The organism is Caulobacter sp. GW821-FHT11A05 (genome assembly GCF_058809015.1).
In genome coordinates, this window is the sequence record NZ_JBXASF010000014.1 from 25,436 (window position 1) to 49,665 (window position 24,230).

Sequence of the window (24,230 nt, forward strand, 5' to 3'; positions counted from 1 at the left end):
CCGCCCTCGCCGCCGGGCCACCGGCGACGTACCCGAGACTTCGGGGCTATAGCTCAGCTGGTAGAGCGCTTGAATGGCATTCAAGAGGTCAGCGGTTCGACTCCGCTTAGCTCCACCATAAGGGCCGCATCCGACGAGGATGCGGCCCTTTCCATTTTCAGCCCCTCGACAGACGTCCACGGCCCGCCGTAACTGGCCGCCAGTTGCGTGGGGGAAATCGATGAAGCGGATGTTTGCGGTCCTGATTGTGGCTCTGGGCCTGATGGCCTTCGTCGGCCCCTCCGACGATCCCCACCTGCTGCCGCGCGCCTATTTCGTGGCCGTGCAGGCGACCCCGGACGCCAACAACGGCCAGCCGGTCGCGGTCGATGTGGTGGTCAGCTGCGACGCGACGGTCGGCCGGCTGCTGACATCGATGACCGCCGCCCAGTGGTTTGCCCAGCGCGCCCAGCTCGGCAACGCCTCGGCCTCGCTCAACATCACCGGCTGGGAGGTGGCGCCGGGAACCTCGGTCGGCCGGACGAAGGCCGTCGCCCGCAAGTGCGCCAAGGCGGCTGTCGTCTACGCCAACTACGGCACGCCGGGCGACCACCGCCTGGTGCTGGGCCGGGACAGCCACGTCACCGTCCTGCTGCAACGGGACGGCATGGTCCTGAAGGACTAGCGCGGGTCGCCGAACGTCCGCTTCCAGTCGATCTTGATCTCTTCGGTCTTGCGCCGGTCCTCGACCGACAGCGTCTTGCCCAGCTCCTGCAGCATCGGCCCGGCGTTCCGGTCGCCGCCTTCGCGGGCCATCTCGGCGTAGGCCTGGCCGGTCAGGCTGTCGGCGGGGCCGCCCTCGCCGGTCAGCAGCATGAAGGCCAGACCGCGCAGGCCGTGGGCCGAGCCCTGTTCGGCGGCCTTGCGGTACCAGGCCCGGGCGGCGACATCGTCCTCCGCCACCCCCTCGCCGGTCGCCAGCATCACCGCGGCGCTGATCTGGCCGTTGGCATAGCCGGCCTGCGCCGACCGCTGGACCCAGGTCCAGGCCTCGGCGGGATCCTTGCCGACGCCCTCGCCGTCCAGCAGGGCCATGCCCAGATGCCATTGCGCCACCGGATGGCCCCGGCCGGCCGCCTGGCGGAAATAGTCCGCCGCCGCTTCGGCGTCCGCCGGCCCGCCGATCCCCAACTGCAGATAGACGCCCAGCGCGTCGAGCGCGGTCGGATCGCCCGAGGCCGCCGCCTGCCGGATGAGGCCGAAGGCCTTCACGGGGTCGCTGTCGACAACGGCGTTGGCCTGTTCGATCAGGGCGATCGGTCCCGGCTGGGCCATGACCGGCTCAGCCAGCCCCAAGACCCCCAGGGCCGCCAGTATGGCCAATCTCCGCATCGCCCCCTCCGCCTTGCGAACCGCCTCGACAATCGCCACCTATCGTAACAGCCGCAAGGGCCGTCGCCGATCTCGGGGTGGCCTTTCGCGGGAGTCGCTTGAACAGGACTCGAGGACGAAGACGATGACGACCCGAACCGTGTTGTTCGACAGCCCCTTCCTGCTGGGCTTCGACCACACCCGCGGCCTGATCGAACGGGCCCAGCGGGCGGCCACCGAAGGCTACCCTCCCTACAACGTCGAGGCCCGCGAAGACGGCGGACTTCGCATCACCCTGGCGGTGGCCGGCTTCTCGCCGGACCAGCTGGAGGTGACCGTCGAGGGCGAGATGCTGACGGTGTCGGGCAAGCGCGGCGACGGCGCGGACGGCCAGGACAGGGCCTATCTGCACCGGGGCATCGCGGCCCGGGGGTTCCTGCGAACCTTCATCCTGGCGGACGGCATGCTGGTCGACGGGGCGACCCTCGAACATGGCCTGCTGCACGTCGATCTGGCCCGGCCCCAGGCCGAGCGCCTGATCCAGAAGATCCCCATCCGGACCGGCGGCTGAACCTATAGCGCCTGTTCCGCGTTCGTTTTGAAGGAGGTGGTCGTAATGACGCCCGTGAGATTGACCAACGAAGCCTTTGCCGCCCTGGGTGGCCCGAACCTGGTCTATGTGCGCCCCGTGACCGGCGCCGAGATCATCGCTTCGTCGCCTGCCGCCGCGCTCGCCCATGTCGAGCTCGAGCCGGAGCAGACCCTCTACGCGGTGCACCGCGCCGACGGTGAACGCCTGGCCGTGATGAGCGACCGCGACAGCGCCGTCGCCGCCGCCCTGGCCCACGAACTGGCCCCTGTTTCGGTCCATTAGGACCGCCTGAACCTGGCCCCGCGCGCCGGCCGCGCGGGGCCCAAGGTTGCCTTTCCGCCATCGAACCCGTAAGAGGCCGCCCTCTTCTCGCCAGATTGACCGGGCAAATGCGCCCCTCGATCTGCTCCGAGCAGAGCTTTTTTGTCGCGTCCGATCGTCCAACCTCGTCGATCGAACTTATGGCGCGGCCCAGACGAGGTTGACCAGTGAACGCCAGCGTCTCGGCCCAGAAGGGCCCCTACAGCGCCGCTATTCCGGTTGTCGCCGGCATCGTCGGCGGCGCCTTCGCCATGACCGCGGCCTTCGCCATGGGCTCCGTCGCCCGCCCTGACCGCCCCACCGAAGTGGCCGCCGCCTCGCAGAAGGCCAAGCCGGCCGCCACCGTCGCCGCCCATATGGTCGCCGCCTCGCGCGATCCGATGCTCAAGGTCCTGGCCTTCAACGCCCCGGTCCCCGGCTTCTCGATCAACTCGCCGTTCGGCATGCGTCGCATGCCCTGGGAAGAGGGCGGCCGGCTGCATGAGGGCGTCGATATCGCCGCTCCGGCCGGGACCCATGTCGCCGCTACCCTGCCGGGCGTCGTCACCCGCGCCGGCCTCAGCCTCTCCTACGGCCGCTTCATCGAGGTGAAGCACGAGGACGGCCTCGTCTCCTTCTACGCCCACCTCAGCGGCACGGCGAAGGGCCTCAAGGCCGGCTCGCCGGTCGCCGCCGGCCAGACCATCGCCTATGTCGGCGGCACCGGCCGCTCGACCGGCTCGCACCTGCATTTCGAGATCCGCAAGAACGACCGGCCGATGAACCCGGCCCTGTTCATCGGCCGCAGCTTCGCCTCCGCCGACGTCCTGCCGGTCAAGGACGCCCTCAAGGTCGGCCGCACCCGCGTCGCCGTGGTCTCCAACTGGCCGGCCAGCGTCCGCGCGGCCGCCAACAACGCCAAGACCCCCAAGACTCCGGGCGTCATCCAGCTCGCCTCCAACACCGACGGCCGCGTCCATGCGGTGATCAACGCGGGCGGCCCGATCCAGATGGTCGCCCGCGACCCGGTCAAGGCCGCCGAAGCCCGCGCCAGGCTGCGCGTCCTGCAGGACGCCGGCGGCCCCAAGCTGATGGTCGAAGAGATCAACAAGCCGGCCCTGAAGGTCCCGCCGGCGCGTCCGGCGCCGGCCGAGGACGACGAGCCGATCCCGACCTCGTAAGCCTCACCGCTTCCGAAAGGTCCCGACCGTCCCTAGATTGACGCCATGCTCAAGATCGCCGCTCGCCGGGCTGCATTGGGGGCCGGGCGCGGGGTCGCTGTCCTGGCGCTTGGCCTGATCCTCTCCATCGCCTTCGGAGGCCTGATGACCGCCATCGCCGCCGCCCATCCGCCCGGTCGCCTGGTCGACATCGGCGGCCGCAAGCTGAACCTGGTCTGCGCCGGTCCCGCCGACGCCGCCGGGCCGCTGGTCGTCTTCGAGGCCGGCGCCTTCGGCCTGTCGGCCGACTTCGGGGCCATCCAGGACGGCCTGATCGCCAAGGGCGTGCGCAGCTGCGCCTACGACCGCGCCGGCCTCGGCCGCTCCGATCCCGGCCCATCCCCGCGCGACTCGACCGCCATCGTCGGCGATCTCGAAAAGCTGCTGGCCGCCTCCGGTGAGAGCGGCCCTTACCTGATGGTCGGCCACTCCATGGCCGGGCTGCACCTGCGGCTGTTCACCGCCCGCAACCGCGACAAGGTGGCCGGCTTGGTCCTGCTCGACGCCGCCCCGCCGGAGGCCGCCGACCTGCCGGTCGCCCGCACCTGGATCGGCCGCTTCGGCACGGCCTCCCACCTGGCCGGGGGCGCCGCGACGCTGGGCCTTCTGACCCCGCTCGGGCCCTTCATGGGCGACGGCATCGGCCTGCCGCCGGCCGCCGCCCGTGAAAAGCGCCGCGCCTTCGCTTCGGGCCGTCATAACCGCTGGTCGGCCCGCGAGGTTTCCGCCTGGCTGGCGAGTTCCGAACAGGGCAAGGTCGTGGCCCCCTATGACCCGGACCTGCCGATCGGCGTCGTCACCGCCGGCCCGCAACGCCAAGGCGCCCTGTCGGACTGGAAGAAGTTCCAGTCCGAGCCGGCCCGGGTCAGCAAGACCGGCTTCCATGTCAACCTGGACGACGCCAGCCATGCCGACATGCTGGGGCTCAAGCACCGTGACAAGGTGGTGGAGGCGATCATGAAGGTGCGGGTGGCGGCCAGGAAATGATCCCTCTCCCGCTTGTCGGGAGAGGGTGGCCCCGCGCAGCGGGGTCGGGTGAGGGCAGCGCCGCCCTTTCCGGAAGGGCGCGTTCTGGCGTAGTCACTTGAAGCTGGCGCCGCCCTCATCCGTCGGAGCAGTTTATCCTCGGGCGCGCTTCGCGCGACCCGGGGGCCGCCACCTTCTCCCGACGAGCGGGAGAAGGAATCCAACGTTAACGTCTGACTGGCCACTGTCCCGCCCATGACCGACGCCGCGTTATCCCTGACCAACGTGACCAAGCGCTACGGCGCCTTCACCGCCGTCGACGACCTGTCCTTCACCGCCCAGCGCGGCCGCATCCTCGGCTTCCTCGGGCCCAACGGGGCCGGCAAGACCTCGACGCTGCGCATGGTGCTGGGCCTCAGCGAGCCCACCGCCGGAACCCTGAGCGTGCTCGGCGCCCCCGACGGCCGCAGCGTCCGCGACCGCATCGGCTTCCTGCCCGAGGAGCGCGGCCTCTACCGCCGCATGACCCCCGTCGAGGCCATCGTCTTCCTGGCCGGCCTCAAGGGGGTGCCGGCCGGCGAGGCGCGCAAGCGGGCCAGGACGATGCTCGAGGAGCAGGGCCTGGGCGAAGCCCAGAACCGCCAGATCCGCCAGCTCTCCAAGGGCATGGCCCAGAAGGTCCAGCTGATCGCCGCCGTCGCCCATGAGCCGGAGCTGGTCATCCTCGACGAACCCTTCAGCGGCCTCGACCCGGTCAACCAGCAGACCCTGGAGGCCACCATCCGGAGCCTGGCCCAGCGCGGCGCCACCGTCGTCTTCTCCACCCATGTCATGCAGCACGCCGAACGGCTCTGCGAACACGTCGTCCTGCTCGCCAGGGGCCGCAAGGCCTTCGACGGCACGGTCGGCGAGGCCAAGGCCCGCGCCCCCCGCGCCCTGGTCCTGGAGGGCCACCTCGACGCCGCCCCGGCCGGTGCGCTGCCGGGCATCGCCAGTGTAAGCACCACGCCGCTGGAGGCCGGCGCCCAGCGCCATGTCTGCGCCCTCAAGCCCGGCGCCTCCGGCCAGGAGGCGCTCAAGAAGGCCTTCGCCCAGGGCCTCGACATCCAGCGCTTCGAACTGCGCGAGCCCAGCCTGCACGACGCCTTCATCGTCCTCACCGGCGAACAGCTGGACAGCCCGGAGTTGGCCGCATGAGACGCCTGCTCCGCATCGCCCAGCGTGAATACGTCGCCTATGTCCGCACGGTTGGCTTCTGGCTCTCCATGCTGGCCCTGCCGCTCGGCATGGCCCTGGTCATGGGGGCCAGCGGCTGGATGGAGGCCTCCGCCCCGCCGCCGGCCCTGGTGCTGATCGACCAGACGCCCGGCCAGGCCTACCTCGCCCCCGTCACCCAGGCGTTGACCACCAGGAACAACATCGGCCGACCCCGCAACGAGGTGGTCGCCGCGCCGCTCACCCTGCCTGCCGACCCGGCCGCCATCGGCCCGGCCCTGAAACCCTGGCTGGCCGGCGACAACCGCCTGCCTGGCAAGCGCAAGCTGGCCGGCGCCTTCGTCATCCACGGGTCGGGCGAGGCCGTCGCCGTCGATGTCTGGACCGACAACCCCCTGCTCGGCGCCACCGAGACTGTCCGCCGGGCCATCGCCGGCCGCATGACCCAGGCCAAGCTGGAGGCCGCCGGGGTCAGTCCCAAACTGCTGGCCGACGCCCAGGCCCTGGAACCGAAGATCACCGATTACTCGCCCAAGACGGCCGGTAAGGCCTCCCTGCTGACCCGCCTGCCGGGCCTGATCGGCTTCGGGGCCGCCATGCTGCTTTGGAGCGTCATCTTCACCGGGGCCGGCATCCTCCTGAACGGCGTCATCGAGGAGAAGTCCTCCAAGGTGCTGGAGGTGCTGCTGTCCTCGGCCACCGTGCCGGAGATCCTGTTCGGCAAGATTCTCGGCGTTGCCGGGGTGACCTTCACCGTGCTCGGGGTCTGGGGCGGAGTCGGGGCCGTGCTGATGAACATCTTCGCCCCGGCCCAGGCGGCCGATATCGCCAAGGTCCTCTTCAGCGGCGGCCTGTTGTTCTATTTCGCCTTCTACCTGGTCTGCGGCTACCTGATGTACGCGAGCGTGTTCACCGCCATCGGCAGCTTCTGCGAGACCACCCGCGAGGCCCAGACCCTGCTCGGGCCGATCATGATCCTGCTGACCATCCCGGTGATCTTCCTCAGCCAGGCCCTGCGCCGCCCCGACACACCGGCCCTGGAGATCCTCTCCTGGGTGCCGCCCTTCACCCCCTTCATGATGACCGCCCGCGCCGCCTCGGGCCCGCCCCTCTGGCAGGTGTTCGCCACCGGCGTGCTGATGCTGGCCACCGTCGCCGTGGTGGTCTGGATCGCCGGCCGGGCCTTCCGGGCCGGGGCGCTGTCGACCGGCAAGGTCGACCTCAAGGGGCTGGTGGCCAAGCTGCGCGGCGGGGAGTAGGGGACTGGTTGTCCGCGTCCCTGTCGCGGATAGGCGTACGCCAGGCCCTGCCCGGATAACCTGTCCCCGACGGTCCACCGCCGATCCGGAAGGTGCTGGCGTCAACGGGGCGGGCCTGTCGGGGACAGGTTGTCCGTCAGCTGTCGGCGCCAAAAGGCCAATGGCCGGGCGCGGACAACCAGTCCCCAGCCCTAGAAGTCGTACAGCCGGTCCGACGCCTCGTCGAAATTGCCGACCGTGACGCCCAGGTCGTTCACCAGGCCGTTGCTCAGCGAATAGACCCAGCCGTGGACGTTCAGGGTCTGGCCCCGGGCCCAGGCGTCCTGCACGAAGATGTCCGAGGCGACGTTCTTGACCTGGCGGATGACGTTCAGCTCGACCAGCCGGTCCCACCGGGCCCGCTCGCCGTCGATGGCCTCCAGCTCATGGCGGTGGTGCTCATGCACCTCGCGGATCGGGTGCAGCCAGTGGTCGACCAGCCCGCGCCGCTGGCCGTCGACCGCCGCCGCCACCCCGCCGCAGCCGTAGTGGCCGACGACCATGATGTGCTCGATCTTGATCACATCGACCGCGAACTGCAGCACGCTGAGGTAGTTGGCGTCCTGCGGCGGGGCCAGGTTGGCGACGTTGCGGTGGACGAACAGCTCGCCGGGATCCAGGCCGACGATCTCGTTGGCCGGCACGCGGGAGTCGGAACAGCCGATCCACAGGTATTTCGGGCTCTGCTGGTTCTCCAGCCGCCGGAAGAAGTTGGGGTCGACCTGGGTCTTCTTGGCCGACCAGGCGCGGTTGTTGGCTTTGAGGTCCTCGAGCATGCGTCAGACCTTCGCGTCGGGTTGCAGGTTGGGGTGTGCGGCGGCGATGGCCGGGTGCTTCAGGGCGTGCTCGCCGGCCGCGATCAACGCCGGATAGGGCGTCAGGTCAACGCCGAAGCGGGTGGCGTTGTAGATCTGCGGCACGAGCAGGCAGTCGGCCATGGTCGGCGTCTCCCCGAAGGCGTAGCCGGCTCCGTGCCGGGCGATCATCGGCTCCAACGCCGAAAACCCCTCGCCGATCCAGCGCGCCACCCAGCTGTTGCGGCCGTCCTCGTCGACGCCCATCGCGCTGAGCTGCTTGAGGACCCGCAGGTTGTTCAGCGGGTGGATGTCGCAGGCGATGACGCCGCACATGGCCCGCACCCGCTGGCGGTCCATCGCGCCCTTCGGCAGCAGCGCCGGCTCCGGATGCGTCTCTTCCAGCCATTCCAGCATGGAGAGGCTCTGGGTCATCCGCTCGCCGTCGACCTCCAGGGTCGGGACCAGGGCCTGGGCATTGACGGCGCGATAGGCCTCGCCCCGCTGCTCGCCGGCCACCAGGTCGATGGGGACGTAGTCGTAGGCCAGCCCCTTGAGGGCCAGCGCGATCCGCAGGCGATAGGGCCCCGACGCCCGCCAGGCGCTGTAGAGTTTCATCAGACGATCTCGAAGCTCAGCGAGCCGACGCCCTCGACCGACCCCTCGACCAGGTCGCCCCTGTTGAGCGGCCCGACGCCTTCCGGCGTGCCGGTGAAGATCAGGTCGCCGGCCTGCACGTCCCACAGCTTGCGCGCTTCCTCGACGATCTCCGGCGCCGACCAGATCATGTCGCCGATCTGGGCCTTCTGGCGCACCTCGCCGTTGACCGACAGGCTGATGGCCGCGCCCCCCAGCTTGTCGAGCTTGCGGATGGCGCTGATCGGCGCGGAATGATCGAACCCCTTGGCCGCGTCCCAGGGCTGGCCCTTGGCCTTCGCCGCCGCCTGCAGGTCGCGCCGCGTCAGGTCGACCCCGACCGCGTAGCCGAAGATGCCGTCTGGCCCGATGGCCACCACCAGCTCGATCTCGTGATGCAGGTCGGCCGTCGCCGTGGGGTAGGGCACATCCGCGCCCGGCGGCACGATGGCGTCGGCCGGCTTGGCGAAGAAGAAGGGCGGATCGCGGTCGTCTCCGCCCATCTCGGCCCGGTGGGCGGCGTAGTTGCGCCCGACGCAGAGGACGCGGCGCACCGGAAACGGCTTGTCGCCGTCGACGGGAACAGTGGGCCGGGGGCGAACGGTGAAGGCGTGCTCAGGCATCTAGCGCTCCAGTTGCTCCCCCTCTTGGGGGAGCTGGCAGCGGCGCAGCCGCTGACTGAGGGGGTCCCCACAATAGTCGACGACAAGCGGAGGGAGTTCCAGCCCAACGGCCGGTGGGGACCCCCTCCACCATCGCTGCGCGATGGTCCCCTCCCCCGAGAGGGGGAGGAACACCGCGCCCAGTTTTACGCCAGCGACGGCTCGATCACCTTGCAGGCCTCGATCAGGCCCTGCACGGACTCGACCGACTTGGTGAACATCGCCTTCTCCTCGTCGTTGGTGGAGAATTCGATGATCTTCTCGGCGCCGCCGGCCCCGATCACCACCGGCACCCCGACGTAGAGGTCCTTGAGGCTATACTGGCCCGACAGATAGGCGGCGCAGGGCAGGACGCGCTTCTTGTCCTTCAGGAAGCTGGTGGCCATGGCGATGGCGCTCTCGGCCGGGGCGTAATAGGCGCTGCCGGTCTTCAGGAGGGCGACGATCTCGCCGCCGCCGCCGCGCGTGCGCTTGACGATGCCGTCGAGCTCTTCCTGGGTCATCCAGCCCTGGGCGACCAGCTCGGGCAGCGGCAGGCCGCCGACCGTCGAGTGGCGCACCATCGGCACCATGTCGTCGCCGTGGCCGCCGAGCGTCCAGGCATGGATGTCCTCGACCGACACCCCGGTCTTCTCGGCCAGGAAGTAGGCGAAGCGGGCGCTGTCCAGCACCCCGGCCATGCCGACCACCTTCGCGTGCGGCAGGCCCGAGAACTCGCGCAGGGCCCAGACCATGGCGTCCAGCGGGTTGGTGATGCAGATGACGAAGGCGTTCGGGCAATGGGCCTTGATGCCCTCGCCGACGGCCTTCATGACCTTCAGGTTGATGCCCAGCAGGTCATCGCGGCTCATGCCCGGCTTGCGCGGCACCCCGGCGGTGACGATGCAGACGTCGGCCCCGGCGATGTCGGCGTAGTCGTTGGCGCCCTTCAGCGACACGTCCTTGCCGAACACCGAGCTGGCCTCGGCGATGTCCAGAGCCTTGCCCTGCGGCGTGCCCTCGGCGATGTCGAACAGGATGACATCGCCCAGCTCTTCGCGCGCGGCGATGTGGGCCAGGGTGCCGCCGATCATGCCGGCGCCGATGAGGGCGATCTTGGCTCGAGCCATGGGAGCAGGTCTCTCTGATGTTAAAAAAGGTCGCGCGCGGTCTAGACCCGCGTTCGCCTCCCCTCAAGCCCCCTTTCGCAGATGCGAAGGGCGCGGCATTAGACGCTGCACCGAACGCGGAGAGCCTTGATCCATGTCGAAGACCGATCCCGGCAACTATTTCGAGGACTTCCGCCTCGGCCAGCTCATCCGCCACGCCACCCCGCGCACGGTGACGGCCGGCGATGTCGCCCTCTACACGGCCCTCTACGGCCCGCGCTTCGCCCTGTTCAGCTCCGACGAGTTCGCCCGTTCCTGCGGCCTCGCCGGCGCCCCGGTCGATCCGCTGATCGCCTTCCACATCGTCTTCGGCAAGACGGTGCCCGACATCAGCCTCAACGCCGTCGCCAACCTCGGCTACGCCGAGGGCCTGTTCCTGCAGCCCGTCTTCCCAGGCGACACCCTGACCGCGACCAGCGAGGTCATCGGGCTGAAGGAGAACTCCAACCGCAAGACCGGCGTCGTCTACGTCCGCACGGTCGGCGAGAACCAGCACGGCGAGCCGGAGCTCAGTTATGTGCGCTGGGTGATGGTTCGCAAACGCGATGAATCGGCGGAGATCCCCGAACAGAAGGTCCCGGACCTCAAGGCCGCCGTCCCCGCCGCCGACCTGGTCATCCCCAAGACGCTCGATTTCAGCAAATACGACTTCGCCCTGGCCGGCGCCCCGCACGCCTTCGAGGACTATGCGATCGGCGAGAAGATCGACCATGTCGACGGCATGGCCATCGAGGAGGCCGAGCACCAGTTGGCCACGCGGCTCTACCAGAACACCGCCAAGGTCCACTTCAACCAGTATGAGCGCGCCAAGGACCCGTCGGGCCGCCGCCTGGTCTACGGCGGCGTGGTCATCTCCACCGCCAAGGCGCTCAGCTTCAACGGCCTGCAGAACGCCGGCCTGATCCTCGGGATCAACGGCGGCCGCCATGTGAACCCCTACTTCGCCGGCGGCACGGTGTTCGCCTGGAGCGAGGTGCTCGACAAGGCCCTGCTGGAGCCGGGGATCGGCGCCTTGCGCCTGCGCCTCGTCGCCACCAGGGACCGTCCCTGCGCCGACCTGCCGGACAAGGACGAGGCCGGCGCCTATCCGGCCGAGGTCATCCTCGACTTCGACTACTGGGCGGCGGTCCCGGCCCGTGGCTGAGTTCGCCATCGATCCGGCCTTCGTCGCCACCAGCCACGCGGTCGGCGACCTCACCCTCTGCCACGTCCGCCTGCAGGACGACGCCCGCTACCCCTGGCTGGTGCTGATCCCGCGCCTGCCGGGGCTGACGGAGATCGAGCAGCTGTCGGTCGAGGACCGGGCGCGGTTGATGGAAGAGACGGTTCTGGCCGGGCAGGCGGTGCGGGTGCTCGGGGGCCTGCTGGGCCTTGCCGTGGACAAGCTGAACATCGGGGCGCTGGGCAATGTCACGGCGCAGCTGCACGTGCATGTGGTCGGCCGTCGGGCGGATGACCCGGCCTGGCCGGGGCCGGTGTGGGGGCACAGCGCGGGCGAGGCCTATGGGGACGCCGCCGACGCTGTCCTGGTGGCCCGCAAGGCCCTGGGACTCTGACCCTCATGTCCGCTCATCCCGATTTTCGTCGGGATGAGCGGGTTGAAGAGGAATCCTACGGTGGCGCCCCGACGAGGATTTCGCGCTTGCCGGCGTGGTTGGCGGCGCCGACGATGCCTTCGCGCTCCATCCGCTCCATCAGCGAGGCGGCGCGGTTGTAGCCGATCTGCAGCCGGCGCTGGATGTAGCTGGTCGAGGCCTTGCGGTCGCGGGTGACCACGGCCACGGCGTGGTCGTAGAGGTCGCCGCCCGAGCCGTCGGCGGCCACCGCGCCCTCGCCGTCCTCGTCGTCCTCGCCGCCGGCGGTGACCTCCTCGAGGTAGTTGGGCTGGCCCTGGTCGCGCAGGAAGCGGGCCACGGCCTCGACCTCGCCGTCCGACACGAACGGTCCGTGCAGGCGCGTCGTGCGGCCGCCGCCGGCCATGTAGAGCATGTCGCCCATGCCCAGCAGCTGCTCGGCGCCCTGCTCGCCCAGGATGGTGCGGGCGTCGATCTTGGACGTGACCTGGAAGCTGATGCGGGTCGGGAAGTTGGCCTTGATGGTGCCGGTGATGACGTCCACCGACGGGCGCTGGGTGGCCATGATCAGGTGGATGCCGGCGGCGCGGGCCATCTGGGCCAGCCGCTGGACGGCGCCTTCGATATCCTTGCCGGCCACCATCATCAGGTCGGCGACCTCGTCGATGACGACGACCAGATAGGGCATGTGCTCGGGGCGGATCTTCTCGCTTTCGTAGATGGCGCGGCCGGCGTCGTCGAAGCCGGTCTGGACGGTGCGCTCGAAATGCTCGCCCTTTTCCAGCGCTTCCTTGGCCCGCTCGTTGTAGCCGCCGATGTTGCGCACGCCGATCTTGGACATGCGGCGATAGCGGTCCTCCATCTCGCGGACGGTCCACTTCAGGGCGACGATGGCCTTCTTGGGATCGGTGACGACGGGGGCCAGCAGGTGCGGGATGCCGTCGTAGACGCTGAGTTCCAGCATCTTGGGGTCGATCATGATGAAGCGGCAGAGATCCGGCGGCAGCCGATAGAGGATCGACAGGATCATGGCGTTGACCCCGACCGATTTGCCGGAGCCGGTGGTGCCGGCGATCAGCAGGTGGGGCATCTTGGCCAGGTCGGCGATGTAGGGCTCGCCGCCGATGCCCTCACCCAGCGCCATCGGCAGGATGGTGCCGGGCTTTTCGTAGTCGGGGCAGGACAGCAGGTCGCGCAGGTAGACGGTCTCGCGCTTGGCGTTGGGCAGCTCGATGCCGATGGCGTTGCGGCCCTGGACGACGGCGACGCGGCAGGCGGCGACGCTCATCGAGCGGGCGATGTCGTCGGAAAGGGCGACGACGCGGGCGTGCTTGACGCCCGGGGCGGGGGTCAGCTCGTAGAGGGTGACGACGGGCCCGGGGCGGATCTGGTCGATGGCCCCGCGGACGCCGAATTCCGACAGCACGCTTTCCAGCAGGCGGGCGTTCTGGCGCAGGCTTGCCTCGTCATAGACGCTGGCGCGGGGCTTGGGCTGGGCCAGCATGGAGAGTTCGGGCAGCTGGAAGCCGCCGGTCTTGCCCTCGTCGAAGTCGAAGGCCGGCTGGCGTTCGCGGGTCTCGCGGGCGGTGCGGGCCGGGGCCTTGGGCTGACGGATGTTGAGCACCGGCTCGGCGGCGACGGGCGCGGCGATGGGGATGTCTTCGGCGTCCTCGATCGGCGGCAGGGCGGCGCGGGAGATCGGCTGGCGGGTCTTGGCGGGCTTGCGGACCGGGGCCGGGGCGGGGGGCGCCCCCCTGCCTTCTTTTGGCGGCTCGCGGTGCATGAATTTGGCCAGGCTTTCCGGATCGATGCCGGCGGCCAGCTTCTGGAGGCCCAGGGACCAGACGGTGGCGGTGATGCCGCCGGCCGCCAGCAGCAGGCCGGCGAACAGGGCGGCGCCGGGCAGATGGACGAAGCCGAACAGGTCTCGCACCAGGTTGAACAGTCCCTGGCCCCACAGCCCGCCCAGGCCCAGCGCAAGAGGCCAGGCGGCCGGCGGCGGCGGGGCGGCGACGGCGGCCGACAGCAGCAGCACGCCCAGGGTTCCGACGGCGGCCTTGATGCGCAGTGACCGGCGACCGCGATCGGGCTCGGCGTCGAGCACCCGGGTCATGCCGAAGGCGGTCATCAGGATGGCGGTCAGCCAGGCGCCCAGGCCCAGCGACTGCATGAACAGGTCGGCGATCAGCGCCCCGGCCCCGCCGAGCGCATTGGTCGCCGCGCCATCGGTGGCGGCGTTGAAGCTGGGGTCGGCCGGATTGTAGGTGGCCAGGGCCACGGCCAGGGCCGCGCCGGCCGCCGCCGTCACCCCGCCCCGGAAGCGCGCCGTCCCAGGCAGGCCCCAGGCGATGACCGCCGCTTCCACCAGCAGTTCCGCGCCAGACCGCCGCGCCGCCTTCGCCATACCAAAGCCCTTCGAACCTATTGAGAGCCCGTTGTGCGCGCGGAGGGTTAAGAGGCGATTTACCTTGCACGCACCTTGGGTGCGACGAATGTGTGGGGACTGGTTCGCCGCGCAGAAAAGTAAGGGATTGGGACGAGCGGTTGGGGCGGCGTACCTGTCCCCGACCTGCGCCGATCGGGGACAGGTACCCCGGGACCTAGTGATTGTCGTTCTGAAGCCGCGGGGACGCGGGGAACCAGTCCCCAGCTACCGCCCAAACCCCGTCAGCTTTTGCAGCAGGCCGATGGAGCCGTCGAACTTCGCCGAGCCGTAGGAGACGGCCAGGGCGAAGCAGACCTCGCCGGGCAGGGCCTTGGGCTCGTGCTTGAAGCCCGGGATGCCGACGTTGATGTCGCCCGGGTAGAAGGTGTCGTGGCCGTCGTTGAAGGCGCCGGTCAGCACCAGGGTGAATTCCTCGCCCTCGTGGTCGTGGTTGGCGACGCCGGCCCCGGGCTCGATGCGCAGGAGGTCGACCTGGCCCGGGCCGTCCATGGGGATCGACAGGCGTTTGATGCCGAAGCCGGCGAAACCGAAGTGCTTGCCGCCCATGATCGCCCCGAAGGCGGCCTCGCGCACCGGGTCGGGCAGGCCCATCAGTTCGTTCAGGCCCTTGGCGGCGCCGGTCGCGGCGGCGGGGGCCCGGGCGTCGAGGTCGCCGAGCGCGTCGATGCGGGCCAGGGCGGCGTCGGCGCTGCTGATTGCGAGCGCGACGGGAGCTTCCTCGTCGAGGAAGGCGCCGGCCAGGTCCTCGTTGGGGGCTGGACGGTCGTCGCGCACCGCCGCCGCCGCCGAGGCGAGCAGCTTCAGCCCCGCGTCGGGCGCCTGCCGCAAGCGGTCGGCGAAGACCTCGATGTGGGCGTCGGCGGTCACGTCAAAAGCAGCCTTTGCTGTCATGGATAGGCGATATGGACCGCTTCGAGAGGTCGTCAAGGCGACGAAGACTGCGACACTTCATGCCGGCTCCTCCAGAACGGCGCGCAGCTTGCCGAATGCCAGTCGCAGCCTGGATTTCACCGTGCCCAGCGCCAGTCCGGTCGCCTCGGCGATCTCGCTGTGACTGAGGTCGTCGTAGAAGGCGCGGCGGACCAGGTCTCGCTGTTCTTCGGGAAGATTCATCAGGGCGGCGGCGATACGGCGCTGTTGCTGTCCGGCGTGCAGCTCCTCGTGCGGCCCGGCCAGCTCCGGCGGCTGCAGCGACGGCTCGTCCGGATCGAGATCGGCAGTGCGATCCCTACGGTAGATGTCGATGCGCCGGTTGCGGGCGATACGGAAGATCCAGGTGGAGACCGAGGCCCGCTTGGCGTCGAAGCTGCCGGCCTTGCGCCAGACGGTGACCAAGACCTCCTGCGCCAGCTCCTCGGCGCGGGCGCCGTCGAGGCCCAGCCGGGCCAGATAGCCCTTCACCCGCGGGGCGTAGTGGTCGAACAGCTGGCGGAAGGCGGCCCGGTCGCCGCGCTCGGCGATGGCCAGGACCAGGGCCGCGTAGGGATCGCTCTCCGCCTTGTCCCGCACGCCCCGCACCGCCCTATGGCCTCCATTCCTGCCGACGAACATAGACCATCGGTCGGCCAGATGAGCAACCGCCGCGACCTTTTTGGTGCTGGACTTCGTTAAGTGAACGGGTGTTATGCTGCGCTGCAATAAAGGTCGGACACATGCTCTACACCCTGCAGGAAGCCACCTACTACGCCTCGACGCCCATGCGCTTTGCGGCGCGGGCGGCCCGGGACTTCTGGTCCTCGCCGCTGAACCCGGCCAAGGATTCGGTGATGGGGCGCAGCCTCTACGCCGCCTCCGACCTCTACGCCAACGTCACCCGCCGCTATGGCAAGCCCGACTGGGGCATCAAGTCCACCGAGGTCAACGGCGTCACGGTCAAGGTGCGCGAGACCGTCGTCTGGGAAAGCCCCTGGTGCCGGCTGATCCAGTTCGACCGCGACATGGGCGACATGCGCCGGGCCGGCAAGATGCAGCTGGACCCCGCCGTCCTGCTGGTCGCGCCGCTGTCGGGCCACTACGCCACCCTGCTGCGCGGCACGGTCGAGGCGCTGATTCCGCACCACGCCGTCTTCGTCACCGACTGGGTCAACGCCCGCGACGTGCCGATGATGGAGGGCCGCTTCGACTTCCACGACTACATCGACCACGTCCGCGAGATGCTGGGGGTGATGGGGGCGCGGGCCCACGTCATCGCCGTCTGCCAGCCGGGACCGCCGGTGCTGGCCGCCTGCGCCCTGATGGCGGCCGACAAGGATCCCAACCGGCCGCGCAGCATGACCTTCATGGGCTCGCCCATCGACGCGCGCCTCTCGCCCACCGTGACCAACCAGCTGGCCGAGCAGCGGCCCTTCGCCTGGTTCCAGTCGAACATGATCTACACCGTGCCGCCGCCCCATCCCGGCGCCCTGCGGCGGGTCTATCCGGGCTTCGTGCAGCTGGCCTCCTTCATGTCGATGAACCTCGACAAGCACCAGGAGGCGCACCAGCGCTACTTCGACCACCTGGTCGACGGCGACGGCGACAGCGCCGAGAAGCACCGGGTGTTCTACGACGAGTACCTGTCGGTGCTCGACCTGACCGAGGAATTCTACCTGCAGACGGTCGAGATCGTCTTCCAGAAGTACCTGCTGCCCAAGGGCGAGCTGATCCATCGCGGCCGCAAGGTCGACCTGACCGCCGTCACCGACATCGCCCTGATGACCGTCGAGGGCGAGCTGGACGACATCTCCGGCGTCGGCCAGACCCAGGCGGCGCACGGGCTGACGCCGAACATCCCCGAGGATATGAAGGAGCTCTACGTCCAGAAGGGCGTCGGCCACTACGGGGTGTTCAACGGCCGCAAGTTCAAGGAGGAGATCGCCCCCCGGGTGGCCGAGTTCATCCGCCGGGTCGATCCCGATTTCAGCAGCAAGGCCTGAAGTCCTCCCGCGTTTCAGCGCCGCAATGAAATGATCGTTTTCCCGCCCCGATTTACGCGGTAGTCGGAAGGACGATGAGTCTGTTCAAACCCCCGGCCTACAGCCACGGCGACCGCCTCGAGGCGGCCGGCCATGTGCTGCGGCTGAGCGTCAATCTCCGGGCCCGTCGCATCTCCCTGCGCGTCGACCGCACCCGCCGCGAGGTGATCGCCACCGCGCCGTCGGCCAAGCGCCTCTCCGAGGCTGTCGCCTTCGCCCGCGAGCGGGTCGGCTGGATCGAGGCCCAGCTGGCCGACCTGCCCGAGGCCCGGGTCGTGGCGCCCGGCATGACCGTCGAGCTGTTCGGCCGGCCCTTCCGGCTGGAGACCAAGACCGGCCGGGCGAAGATCGACCTGGAGGCCGGCGTCATCGCCGCGCCGGACGACGCGGCCTTCGGCGACCGGGTCATGCGGCTGATCAAGACCGAGGCCAAGCGCCGGTTCACCGAGATGACCGCCGCTTACGCCGCCCAGCTGAAGGTCCCGACCCCCAGCGTCAGCGTCGTCGACGCCAAGGCCCGCTGGGGCAGCTGCACCCCGGCCCGGATCGCCCGGCCGGCCTCGATCCGCTACAGCTGGCGCCTGGCCCTGGCTCCGTTCGCGGTGGCCGACTACGTCGCCGCCCATGAGTGCGCCCACCTGATCGAGGCCAACCACGGGCCGCGGTTCTGGGCCCTGGTCGACCAGCTGTTTGGCGATCCGGCGCCGCACCGGGGCTGGCTGCGGGCGCACGGCGCGGGACTGCACGCCTTCGGGCGCTGAATTTCGATCATTGTAGCACGGTTGTGTCGAAGTTTCTTCAATAAAATCAACCGACTGGTGTCCACCGGGGCGACGGCCCGACAGGCTGATTCCACAGGCTGCCGACCGGCGTCTGACCCCCTCAAGACCACCCCGAAACCCCAGCGGTCCGGCATGGCGACGCGGCCTCTTCGGCGGTCGGAATAATTTTACCCAGGCAAAAAGGCTTCGATACCGGCCAGGCCCGCCGCGCCGCTGAATTGAAGCCTGGGCGCGGTCCGCGCCGTCACGCCGCCGAGCGCATAGACCGGGGCCGGGGCGGCGGCGACCAGGGCGGCGAAGGCGTCGAGACCGAGCGGAGAGCCGGCGGAGGGGCTGTTCGAAGGGAAGACCGGCGAGACCAGCAGGGCGTCGGCCGTCGCGGCGGCCCGGGCGGCGGCCAGGCTGTGGGCGGCGGCGGTGAGGATCCAGCCGGGGTAGTTCGCACGCAGGGCCGGCAGCTGGTGGGCAAGGCGCTCGGGCAGGTGCAGGCCATCCGCGCCGATGGCCAGGGCGAGCTCGGGGTCGGCCCCGGCCAGCAGGGTCAGGCCGCGTATCCGGGCGATGGCGGCGAGGCGGCGGCCGGTCTCGACGGCGTCCGGGGCGCCGAACGGGCGGTAGATGACGCCGACCTCGGGCGGCAGGGTGGCGAGGACGGCTTCGGGGTCGGGGGTTCGCTGTGGGTCGGTCAGGAACAGCAGGCGGGGCAGGGGCTTGGCAGGCGCGCGCGCCGGGCGTAGGCGCATCGCTGCCTCAACCATCGCCGCGAGCCCGCCCTGTGCCAACCGAACCCTCCATCGCTGAGCGCCGCGCCGAGATTCTGCGCCGTATCGCCGGGGCGGCGAAGGGAGCGGGACGGGCGGCGCCCGACGTCACCCTTGTGGCCGTCTCCAAGCTGCAGCCGCAAGAGAAGATCGCCGCCATGCTGGACGCCGGGCAGCGGGTGTTCGGCGAGAACCGGGTGCAGGAGGCGGCCGGGCGCTGGGCGGGACCCTTGCGGGACGGGGTCGAGCTGCGGCTGATCGGGCCGCTGCAGAGCAACAAGGCGGCCGAGGCGGTGGCGCTGTTCGACGTCATCGAGACGGTGGACCGGGAGAAGATCGCCGGGGTGTTGGCCGAGGCGATGGCCAAGAGCGGGCGGACGCCGCGGCTGTATGTGCAGGTCAATACCGGGGAGGAGCCTCAGAAGGCCGGGGTGGCGCCGGGGGAGGCGGACGGCTTCATCGCGGCGTGCCGGGCGCGGTATGGGCTCGTCGTGGAGGGGCTGATGTGCATTCCGCCGGAGAACGAGCCGGCGGGGCTGCATTTCGCGCTGCTGGCGAAGATCGCCGCGCGGAACGGGGTAGCGAAGCTGTCGATGGGGATGAGCGGCGATTTTGAAACCGCGGTACGGTTCGGCGCGACCAGCGTGCGGGTGGGGACGGCGCTGTTCGGGGGGCGGTGAGGCGCTGGTCCTCCCTCCCCTTTATGGGGAGGGACAGCGAGGCGAAGCCTCGCAGGGTGGGGAACTCAGGTTCAGGCGCGGACGGTCGGTGGTCTTGGGATCCCAAGACGACAGGCTTTGGGTGGGCGGCATCCGACCTCCCCACCCTGGCGGCTTCGCCGCCTGTCCCTCCCCATAAAGGGGAGGGAGGAACGCTGCCGTTTCGTGCCTAGCTGCCGATCTTGAACAGGTTGTCGTCGGAGTTGCGGTCGATGAGGATGTTGTAGGGATCGGCCCCCACCCAGACCGGCTTCCTGGACACCGTGTAGGTCAGGGTCTGCTTGCCGCTGTGGATGGCTTTCCGTTCCAGGACCAGGATGTCGTCCTTGCCGAAACCCTTCTTGCCCGGCTGCTCGGTGAACAGGCCGATGTCGAGCATCTCGTTCATCGGGGCCTCGGTCTCCTTGCCCTTGCCGTCGGCGTAGAGCTTCTTGGCCGACACCGTCAGGGTCACCTCGTACCTGCCGCCGGGGCGGGGGGCGACCTTGGCGTCGGTGACCTTCACATCATAGAGGGTGATCTTCTCGAACAGGTCGGTGATCAGCGCCTGCTTGTCGGCCGGCGCGCGGGCGCGGAACAGAGCGACCAGATCGGTCGAGATCGGGTAGGGCGCGCCCTTGAAGGCGTGATCTTTCAGGAACTGGGCCAGAGCGGCGTTGACATTGTCCTCGCCGATCTCCTCGGCCAGCCGGTACATGACCAGGGATCCCTTGCGGTAGTGGATATAGCCCTGGCTGCCCTCGACGCGGACCAGCGGCTTCTCCTCAAGCGCCTGGCCGCCGCGGGCCCGCAGGTAGTTGTTGAGCTCGTACTTGAGGAACTTGCGGATCTGGTCCTCGCCATAGAGCTTCCGCATCACCCGCAGGGCCGAGTACTGGGCAAGCGTCTCGGAGGTCATGGTCATGCCCTCCTGGTCGGCGCCGACCACCTGATGGGCCCACCACTGGTGGCCGATCTCATGGGCCCCGACATAGGTGATCATGTCGATCTTCTCGGGCTTGCTGTAGTCGGCGATGAAGAACAGGTTTTCCGACCAGGGCATGGTGCCGGCGAAGGCCTGGGCGAAGTCGGCGTAGCCCGGGAACTCGACGAACCGCATGTGGTCGAACTGGTAGGGGCTGAAGTTGGCCTGGTCGTAGTCGAGCGAGGCCTTCATCGCCGTGAACATGCGGTCGACGTTGTAGGCGTGGGCCGGCCAGTAATAGACCTCCAGCTCGATGCCCTTGTACATCTGCTTCTTGACGGCATAGCGGGCCGACTGGATCGAGAAGAAGGGCATCACGGGCGCTTCGGTCACGAAGTGCGCCTGGCGGCGTTTGCCGGTCGGGGTGTCGATCAGGCGGTCGGAGACGCGGCGGCCGGGCGCGATCGGCGTCTGGTCGGCCTCGGTGGTGATGGTGATGTCCGAGGTCATGAAGTCGGCGTCGTGGCGCAGGTAGTTGAACTGCCGTGACGGGACATCGCCCAGCTTGGCGGCCGGCTGGTCGGGGTTGAGGCCGTACTTGCGCCGCTTGGCGCGGTCCTGCAGGCCGTTGCCCGGCCAGATGCCCAGGGCCGGGGCGAACTCCATCGAATTGACGAAGGTCCCGTTGTCGACGACGCGGGTCTCGTTGCCGCGGTTCTTGAAGCCCTTCTGCGAGCGTTCGGTGATGAAGCTCATGGTCAGCTCATCGCCGGGCTTCATGGGCTTTTCGAGCGCGAAGATGCGGTAGTTGAACTTCGCCAGGGTCTCCTTGGGCCAGGCGCCCTCGATGCTGAGGCCCTGGACCTTGAGGTCGCGGTCGAAGCGGACGTGGACTTCCTTGATGTCCTCGGTCGTCATGTTCTTGATGACGTAGGTCCCGTTGACCCGCAGCATCGGCAGGTGGGGCCGCAGGTCGACGTCGAGCTTCATCGACTGGATCTTCGGCTGCGGCACCTTGTCGAAGTGACGCTGGTTAATCAGCGTCTTCTCGTAGGAGGCCAGCCACTTCTCGTCGTCGATGGTGGTGCGATGCTCGTTCCAGACGTCGGTGTTGACGAAGATGTAGCCGCCCACAGCGCCGGCCCCGAGCAGGGCGACGGCGAACACCACGCCCGTGGCGCTCATCAGCCGGTGCGGCAGGCGGGCGATGCGCGGCCACAGCCGGGTCTCGGTCCCGCGCCGCCACAGGCCCCAGCTGAGCACGACCAGCAGCAGGGCGAACAGCGACCAGTAGGTCCGGGCGATCGTGGCCCCGATCCAGAACTTGCCCAGGCCGTTGATGTCCGACAGCGGCGTGCCGAAGCCGCCGTTATCCGGCACGGCGCCGTAGTTGTAGAGGACGTGGTCGAAGCCGAGGAAGCCGAAGGTGATGGTGGTGATGAAGTAGAGGACCATCAGGCCCCAGCCGATGAACTTGTGGGGGCTGATCGCCTGCAGGAAGACGGCCAGCACCGCCAGCAGGATCCAGTCGATGGTCTGGGGCAGGACGTACCACAGCAGCCACTTGTCCAGCTCGAAGTCGGTGAAGCCCTTGAGGGCCTGGATCGCCAGCCCGGCGACGACGCTGATCAGCAGCGTCGACAACAGGACCAGGGAGATGGCCGCCACCTTGGGCAGGACGAACGACCAGTTGGCCACCGGCGCGGCGTCTATGATCTCGTGGGTCTTCTTCTCGCGCTCGCGCCAGACCAGTTCGCCGGCGTAGTAGATGGCGATGATGATCGGGATCAGCGAGAAGCTGCCGGTCAGGGCCGGGATCATCACCCGGGTCAGCGGATGGATGGAACCGCCGTACTCGGCGTCATCGGTCACGCCCCACAGGCCGCCGACGGCGTTGAACAGGCCGATCGCCAGCAGCACCAGATAGGCCGGACTGCCGAACACCTGTCCCATGTCCAGCGCCGTGCGGACGCGCAGCTGGGCCCAGAGGGAGGCGGCCCCGAAGCTCGGTTTTGGCAGGGCGCGCAGGGCGGCCGGCGGGGCGGCGGAGGGGGCGGCGGCGGCGGCCAGCTTGGCCTGGCGGGCCCGCTTGCCCGACAGCCGGCCGGGGGTGAAGCGGAACAGGACCAGCGGCAGGGCCAGGAAAAAGGCGGCCAGCGACAGGGTGAAGACCCGGTTCCAGAGCATGAAGCCCTCGAAGGCGGGCGTCAGGCTGTTGCGCTCGGTGGTCGTCCAGTACTTGACCGCCAGACCGAAGGCGCCGGTGCCGAGCGGCTCCCAGAGGGCGGCGATCTGCTCGAACTCCGGCTTGCGCAGCAGGATGCGGCCAACGGTCCAGACTACCAGGAAGCCGATGACCCCGATGTAGGTCCACATCATCGAGCGGGTGACGGTGGCCAGGGCGAAGAACATCGCCGAGGTCAGCAGGATGTTGGGCAGGGCCAGGGCGAAATAGCCGAACAGGAAGGGCTCCGCGGTCAGCGGACCCATGGTTTCCTTGTCGACCCAGGGCATGACGCTGCCGACGACAATGCCCAGCGGCACCGAGAGGAAGGCCAGGGCGGCGGCCAGGAAGGCGCCGCTGAAGCGGCCATAGAGGTAGTCGAAGCGCTTGACCCGGGTGGACCGCAGGATGGCTCCGAAGCCGGTCTCGTCGTCGCGCACGATGACGTTGGAGACAAAGGCGGTGGAGACGAACATGAAGAACAGCGTCCAGATCAGATGGAGCTGGGCGATCATGAACGGCGAGTTCTTGTGCATGCTCCCGCCGCCGTTGATCGTAATGGCGTCGATGGCGACGGCGCCGAAGGTCAGCAGGAAGAAGATGACCGCCGCCACCCAGAACACCGGGTTCTTGAGCTGGTAGCGGAATTCGAAACTGGCGATCTTGCCGAACATGACCTGTGCGCCCTCTTAAGCGGCGCGAGAGGTGCGCAGGGTCGAGAAGTAGACGTCCTCAAGGCCGCCCTCGACGGGGGTGAAGCCGTCGCCCGGATCGCTGTCGGCCTCGACGTGGACGACGGTGCGGCCGGTGAACAGGCGGGTGTGGATGACGTGGTAGCGGCTCTTGACGTCCTCGAGCTCGGCCTTGTCGAGGGTCTTTTTCCAGATCCGGCCCTTCAGGCCCGCGACCAGCTCGGCCGGCGCGCCCTGCTTGACGATGCGGCCCTCGCAGATGATGGCCATGGCCGGGCAGAGGTCGGAGACGTCCTCGACGATGTGGGTCGAGAGGATGACCACCACGTTCTCGCCGATCTCGGCCAGCAGGTTGAGGAAGCGGTTGCGCTCCTCGGGGTCGAGGCCGGCGGTGGGCTCGTCGACGATGATCAGGGCCGGGTCGCCGATCAGGGCCTGGGCGATGCCGAAGCGCTGGCGCATGCCGCCGGAGAAGCCGGCCAGGGCCCGCTTGCGCACGGCCCAGAGGTTGGTCTGGTTGAGCAGGTATTCGACCGTCTCGCGGCGCTCCTTGCCGTTGGAGACGCCCTTGAGCACGGCCATGTGGTCGAGCATGTCGTAGGCCGAGACCCGCGGATAGACGCCGAAGTCCTGCGGCAGGTAGCCGAGCACCTTGCGCAGCTCCTCGGGGTCTTTCAGCACGTCGATGTCGCCGAAACGGACGTGACCCTCGGTCGGGGCCTGCAGGGTGGCGATGGTCCGCATCAGGGTCGACTTGCCGGCCCCGTTGGGGCCCAGCAGGCCGTACATGCCCTTGGGCACGGTCAGGCTGACCTCATCGAGCGCCTTGGCGCCGTTCGGATAGACGTGAGTCAGATTCTCGACGATCAGCATGGCTGCTCGAACCCCTTCGAAACGATCCTGTTCCGGCCGAACCTGGCCGGTTACTCCCCCGTCAGCAGTCATGGCGGGGGAGGCCGGAAGGGGCAAGTGAAACAACGGTAACCGCGTAGG

23 protein-coding genes and 1 tRNA gene are annotated in these 24,230 nt (G+C 69.2%); 13 read left to right on the forward strand and 11 right to left on the reverse strand.

What is annotated here, in order from left to right; translation table 11 throughout:
- Nucleotides 1-42: 42 nt before the first annotated feature.
- A tRNA-Ala gene (locus AC1RSK_RS18355) sits at nucleotides 43-118 on the forward strand.
- Between the two features lie 102 nt (nucleotides 119-220).
- On the forward strand, nucleotides 221-664 hold the full coding sequence (locus tag AC1RSK_RS18360; RefSeq protein ID WP_492909054.1) for a hypothetical protein: 444 nt from the start codon (nucleotides 221-223) through the stop codon (nucleotides 662-664).
- Here the strand turns inward: AC1RSK_RS18360 and AC1RSK_RS18365 are convergent.
- Nucleotides 661-1,371, reverse strand: coding sequence for a tetratricopeptide repeat protein (locus AC1RSK_RS18365; RefSeq protein ID WP_492909055.1), 711 nt, complete (start codon nucleotides 1,369-1,371; stop codon nucleotides 661-663). The genes AC1RSK_RS18360 and AC1RSK_RS18365 overlap by 4 nt on opposite strands.
- 124 nt (nucleotides 1,372-1,495) lie before the next feature.
- On the opposite strand from AC1RSK_RS18365, the gene AC1RSK_RS18370 reads away from it, so the two are divergent.
- From AC1RSK_RS18370 to AC1RSK_RS18395, 6 genes are all read left to right on the forward strand, one after another.
- Entirely contained in the window at nucleotides 1,496-1,921 is a 426-nt protein-coding gene (locus tag AC1RSK_RS18370; RefSeq protein WP_492909056.1) for an Hsp20 family protein, read from the forward strand.
- A gap of 45 nt (nucleotides 1,922-1,966) precedes the next feature.
- Nucleotides 1,967-2,224, forward strand: coding sequence for a DUF1150 family protein (locus tag AC1RSK_RS18375; RefSeq protein WP_492909057.1), 258 nt, complete (start codon nucleotides 1,967-1,969; stop codon nucleotides 2,222-2,224).
- Between the two features lie 206 nt (nucleotides 2,225-2,430).
- Nucleotides 2,431-3,423 carry a M23 family metallopeptidase gene (locus AC1RSK_RS18380; RefSeq protein ID WP_492909058.1) on the forward strand — a complete coding sequence of 331 codons (993 nt, stop codon included), beginning with the start codon at nucleotides 2,431-2,433 and terminating at the stop codon, nucleotides 3,421-3,423.
- A 45-nt stretch (nucleotides 3,424-3,468) separates the two neighbouring features.
- Nucleotides 3,469-4,449 (forward strand): alpha/beta fold hydrolase, encoded by a 981-nt coding sequence (locus tag AC1RSK_RS18385; RefSeq protein WP_492909059.1) that lies wholly within the window; start codon nucleotides 3,469-3,471, stop codon nucleotides 4,447-4,449.
- A 234-nt stretch (nucleotides 4,450-4,683) separates the two neighbouring features.
- A complete protein-coding gene (locus AC1RSK_RS18390; protein ID WP_492909060.1) occupies nucleotides 4,684-5,625 on the forward strand; it encodes an ABC transporter ATP-binding protein in 942 nt (313 codons plus the stop codon).
- Entirely contained in the window at nucleotides 5,622-6,902 is a 1,281-nt protein-coding gene (locus tag AC1RSK_RS18395; protein WP_492909061.1) for an ABC transporter permease, read from the forward strand. The genes AC1RSK_RS18390 and AC1RSK_RS18395 overlap by 4 nt, the downstream gene beginning before the upstream one ends.
- 191 nt (nucleotides 6,903-7,093) lie before the next feature.
- On the opposite strand, the gene AC1RSK_RS18400 is transcribed toward AC1RSK_RS18395, so the two are convergent.
- The 4 genes from AC1RSK_RS18400 to mdh form a co-directional block, all read right to left on the reverse strand.
- Nucleotides 7,094-7,717: a carbonic anhydrase gene (locus AC1RSK_RS18400; protein ID WP_492909062.1), complete on the reverse strand. Its 624-nt coding sequence runs from the start codon at nucleotides 7,715-7,717 to the stop codon at nucleotides 7,094-7,096.
- A 3-nt stretch (nucleotides 7,718-7,720) separates the two neighbouring features.
- Nucleotides 7,721-8,353 (reverse strand): maleylacetoacetate isomerase, encoded by a 633-nt coding sequence (maiA, locus tag AC1RSK_RS18405; protein ID WP_492909063.1) that lies wholly within the window; start codon nucleotides 8,351-8,353, stop codon nucleotides 7,721-7,723.
- Nucleotides 8,353-8,994, reverse strand: coding sequence for a fumarylacetoacetate hydrolase family protein (locus AC1RSK_RS18410; protein WP_492909064.1), 642 nt, complete (start codon nucleotides 8,992-8,994; stop codon nucleotides 8,353-8,355). The genes maiA and AC1RSK_RS18410 overlap by 1 nt, the downstream gene beginning before the upstream one ends.
- A 185-nt stretch (nucleotides 8,995-9,179) precedes the next feature.
- The gene (mdh, locus tag AC1RSK_RS18415; RefSeq protein ID WP_492909065.1) at nucleotides 9,180-10,142 is read right to left on the reverse strand and encodes a malate dehydrogenase; all 963 of its coding nucleotides are present in this window, start codon (nucleotides 10,140-10,142) and stop codon (nucleotides 9,180-9,182) included.
- Nucleotides 10,143-10,275: 133 nt separating this feature from the next.
- Between mdh and AC1RSK_RS18420 the strand changes: the two genes are divergently transcribed.
- Both AC1RSK_RS18420 and AC1RSK_RS18425 read left to right on the forward strand, forming a co-directional pair.
- Nucleotides 10,276-11,325: a MaoC family dehydratase gene (locus AC1RSK_RS18420; protein WP_492909066.1), complete on the forward strand. Its 1,050-nt coding sequence runs from the start codon at nucleotides 10,276-10,278 to the stop codon at nucleotides 11,323-11,325.
- Nucleotides 11,318-11,737 (forward strand): HIT domain-containing protein, encoded by a 420-nt coding sequence (locus AC1RSK_RS18425; RefSeq protein WP_492909067.1) that lies wholly within the window; start codon nucleotides 11,318-11,320, stop codon nucleotides 11,735-11,737. Before AC1RSK_RS18420 ends, AC1RSK_RS18425 begins: the two co-directional genes overlap by 8 nt.
- 55 nt (nucleotides 11,738-11,792) lie before the next feature.
- Here the strand turns inward: AC1RSK_RS18425 and AC1RSK_RS18430 are convergent, their stop codons facing one another.
- The 3 genes from AC1RSK_RS18430 to AC1RSK_RS18440 all read right to left on the reverse strand — a co-directional run bounded on the left by AC1RSK_RS18430 (nucleotide 11,793) and on the right by AC1RSK_RS18440 (nucleotide 15,710).
- Nucleotides 11,793-14,159 (reverse strand): FtsK/SpoIIIE family DNA translocase, encoded by a 2,367-nt coding sequence (locus AC1RSK_RS18430; protein ID WP_492909068.1) that lies wholly within the window; start codon nucleotides 14,157-14,159, stop codon nucleotides 11,793-11,795.
- A gap of 246 nt (nucleotides 14,160-14,405) precedes the next feature.
- Nucleotides 14,406-15,068 (reverse strand): cupin domain-containing protein, encoded by a 663-nt coding sequence (locus AC1RSK_RS18435; protein ID WP_492909069.1) that lies wholly within the window; start codon nucleotides 15,066-15,068, stop codon nucleotides 14,406-14,408.
- A gap of 81 nt (nucleotides 15,069-15,149) precedes the next feature.
- Nucleotides 15,150-15,710 (reverse strand): sigma-70 family RNA polymerase sigma factor, encoded by a 561-nt coding sequence (locus tag AC1RSK_RS18440; RefSeq protein WP_492909070.1) that lies wholly within the window; start codon nucleotides 15,708-15,710, stop codon nucleotides 15,150-15,152.
- Between the two features lie 143 nt (nucleotides 15,711-15,853).
- Between AC1RSK_RS18440 and AC1RSK_RS18445 the strand changes: the two genes are divergently transcribed.
- Together AC1RSK_RS18445 and AC1RSK_RS18450 are read left to right on the forward strand one after the other, a co-directional pair.
- Complete coding sequence (locus AC1RSK_RS18445; protein WP_492909071.1) at nucleotides 15,854-17,116, forward strand: polyhydroxyalkanoate depolymerase; 1,263 nt, start codon at nucleotides 15,854-15,856, stop codon at nucleotides 17,114-17,116.
- Nucleotides 17,117-17,190: 74 nt separating this feature from the next.
- Nucleotides 17,191-17,916 (forward strand): M48 family metallopeptidase, encoded by a 726-nt coding sequence (locus AC1RSK_RS18450; RefSeq protein WP_492909072.1) that lies wholly within the window; start codon nucleotides 17,191-17,193, stop codon nucleotides 17,914-17,916.
- A gap of 188 nt (nucleotides 17,917-18,104) precedes the next feature.
- On the opposite strand, the gene AC1RSK_RS18455 is transcribed toward AC1RSK_RS18450, so the two are convergent.
- Nucleotides 18,105-18,680 carry a thiamine phosphate synthase gene (locus AC1RSK_RS18455; RefSeq protein ID WP_492909073.1) on the reverse strand — a complete coding sequence of 192 codons (576 nt, stop codon included), beginning with the start codon at nucleotides 18,678-18,680 and terminating at the stop codon, nucleotides 18,105-18,107.
- A 32-nt stretch (nucleotides 18,681-18,712) separates the two neighbouring features.
- Here AC1RSK_RS18455 and AC1RSK_RS18460 point away from each other — a divergent pair, with 32 nt between their 5' ends.
- Nucleotides 18,713-19,378 carry a YggS family pyridoxal phosphate-dependent enzyme gene (locus AC1RSK_RS18460; RefSeq protein WP_492909074.1) on the forward strand — a complete coding sequence of 222 codons (666 nt, stop codon included), beginning with the start codon at nucleotides 18,713-18,715 and terminating at the stop codon, nucleotides 19,376-19,378.
- 208 nt (nucleotides 19,379-19,586) lie between these two features.
- On the opposite strand, the gene AC1RSK_RS18465 is transcribed toward AC1RSK_RS18460, so the two are convergent.
- Together AC1RSK_RS18465 and AC1RSK_RS18470 are read right to left on the reverse strand one after the other, a co-directional pair.
- Complete coding sequence (locus AC1RSK_RS18465) at nucleotides 19,587-23,219, reverse strand: ABC transporter permease/M1 family aminopeptidase (protein WP_492909075.1); 3,633 nt, start codon at nucleotides 23,217-23,219, stop codon at nucleotides 19,587-19,589.
- A gap of 15 nt (nucleotides 23,220-23,234) precedes the next feature.
- Complete coding sequence (locus AC1RSK_RS18470; RefSeq protein WP_492909076.1) at nucleotides 23,235-24,110, reverse strand: ABC transporter ATP-binding protein; 876 nt, start codon at nucleotides 24,108-24,110, stop codon at nucleotides 23,235-23,237.
- Between the last annotated feature and the right edge of the window lie 120 nt (nucleotides 24,111-24,230).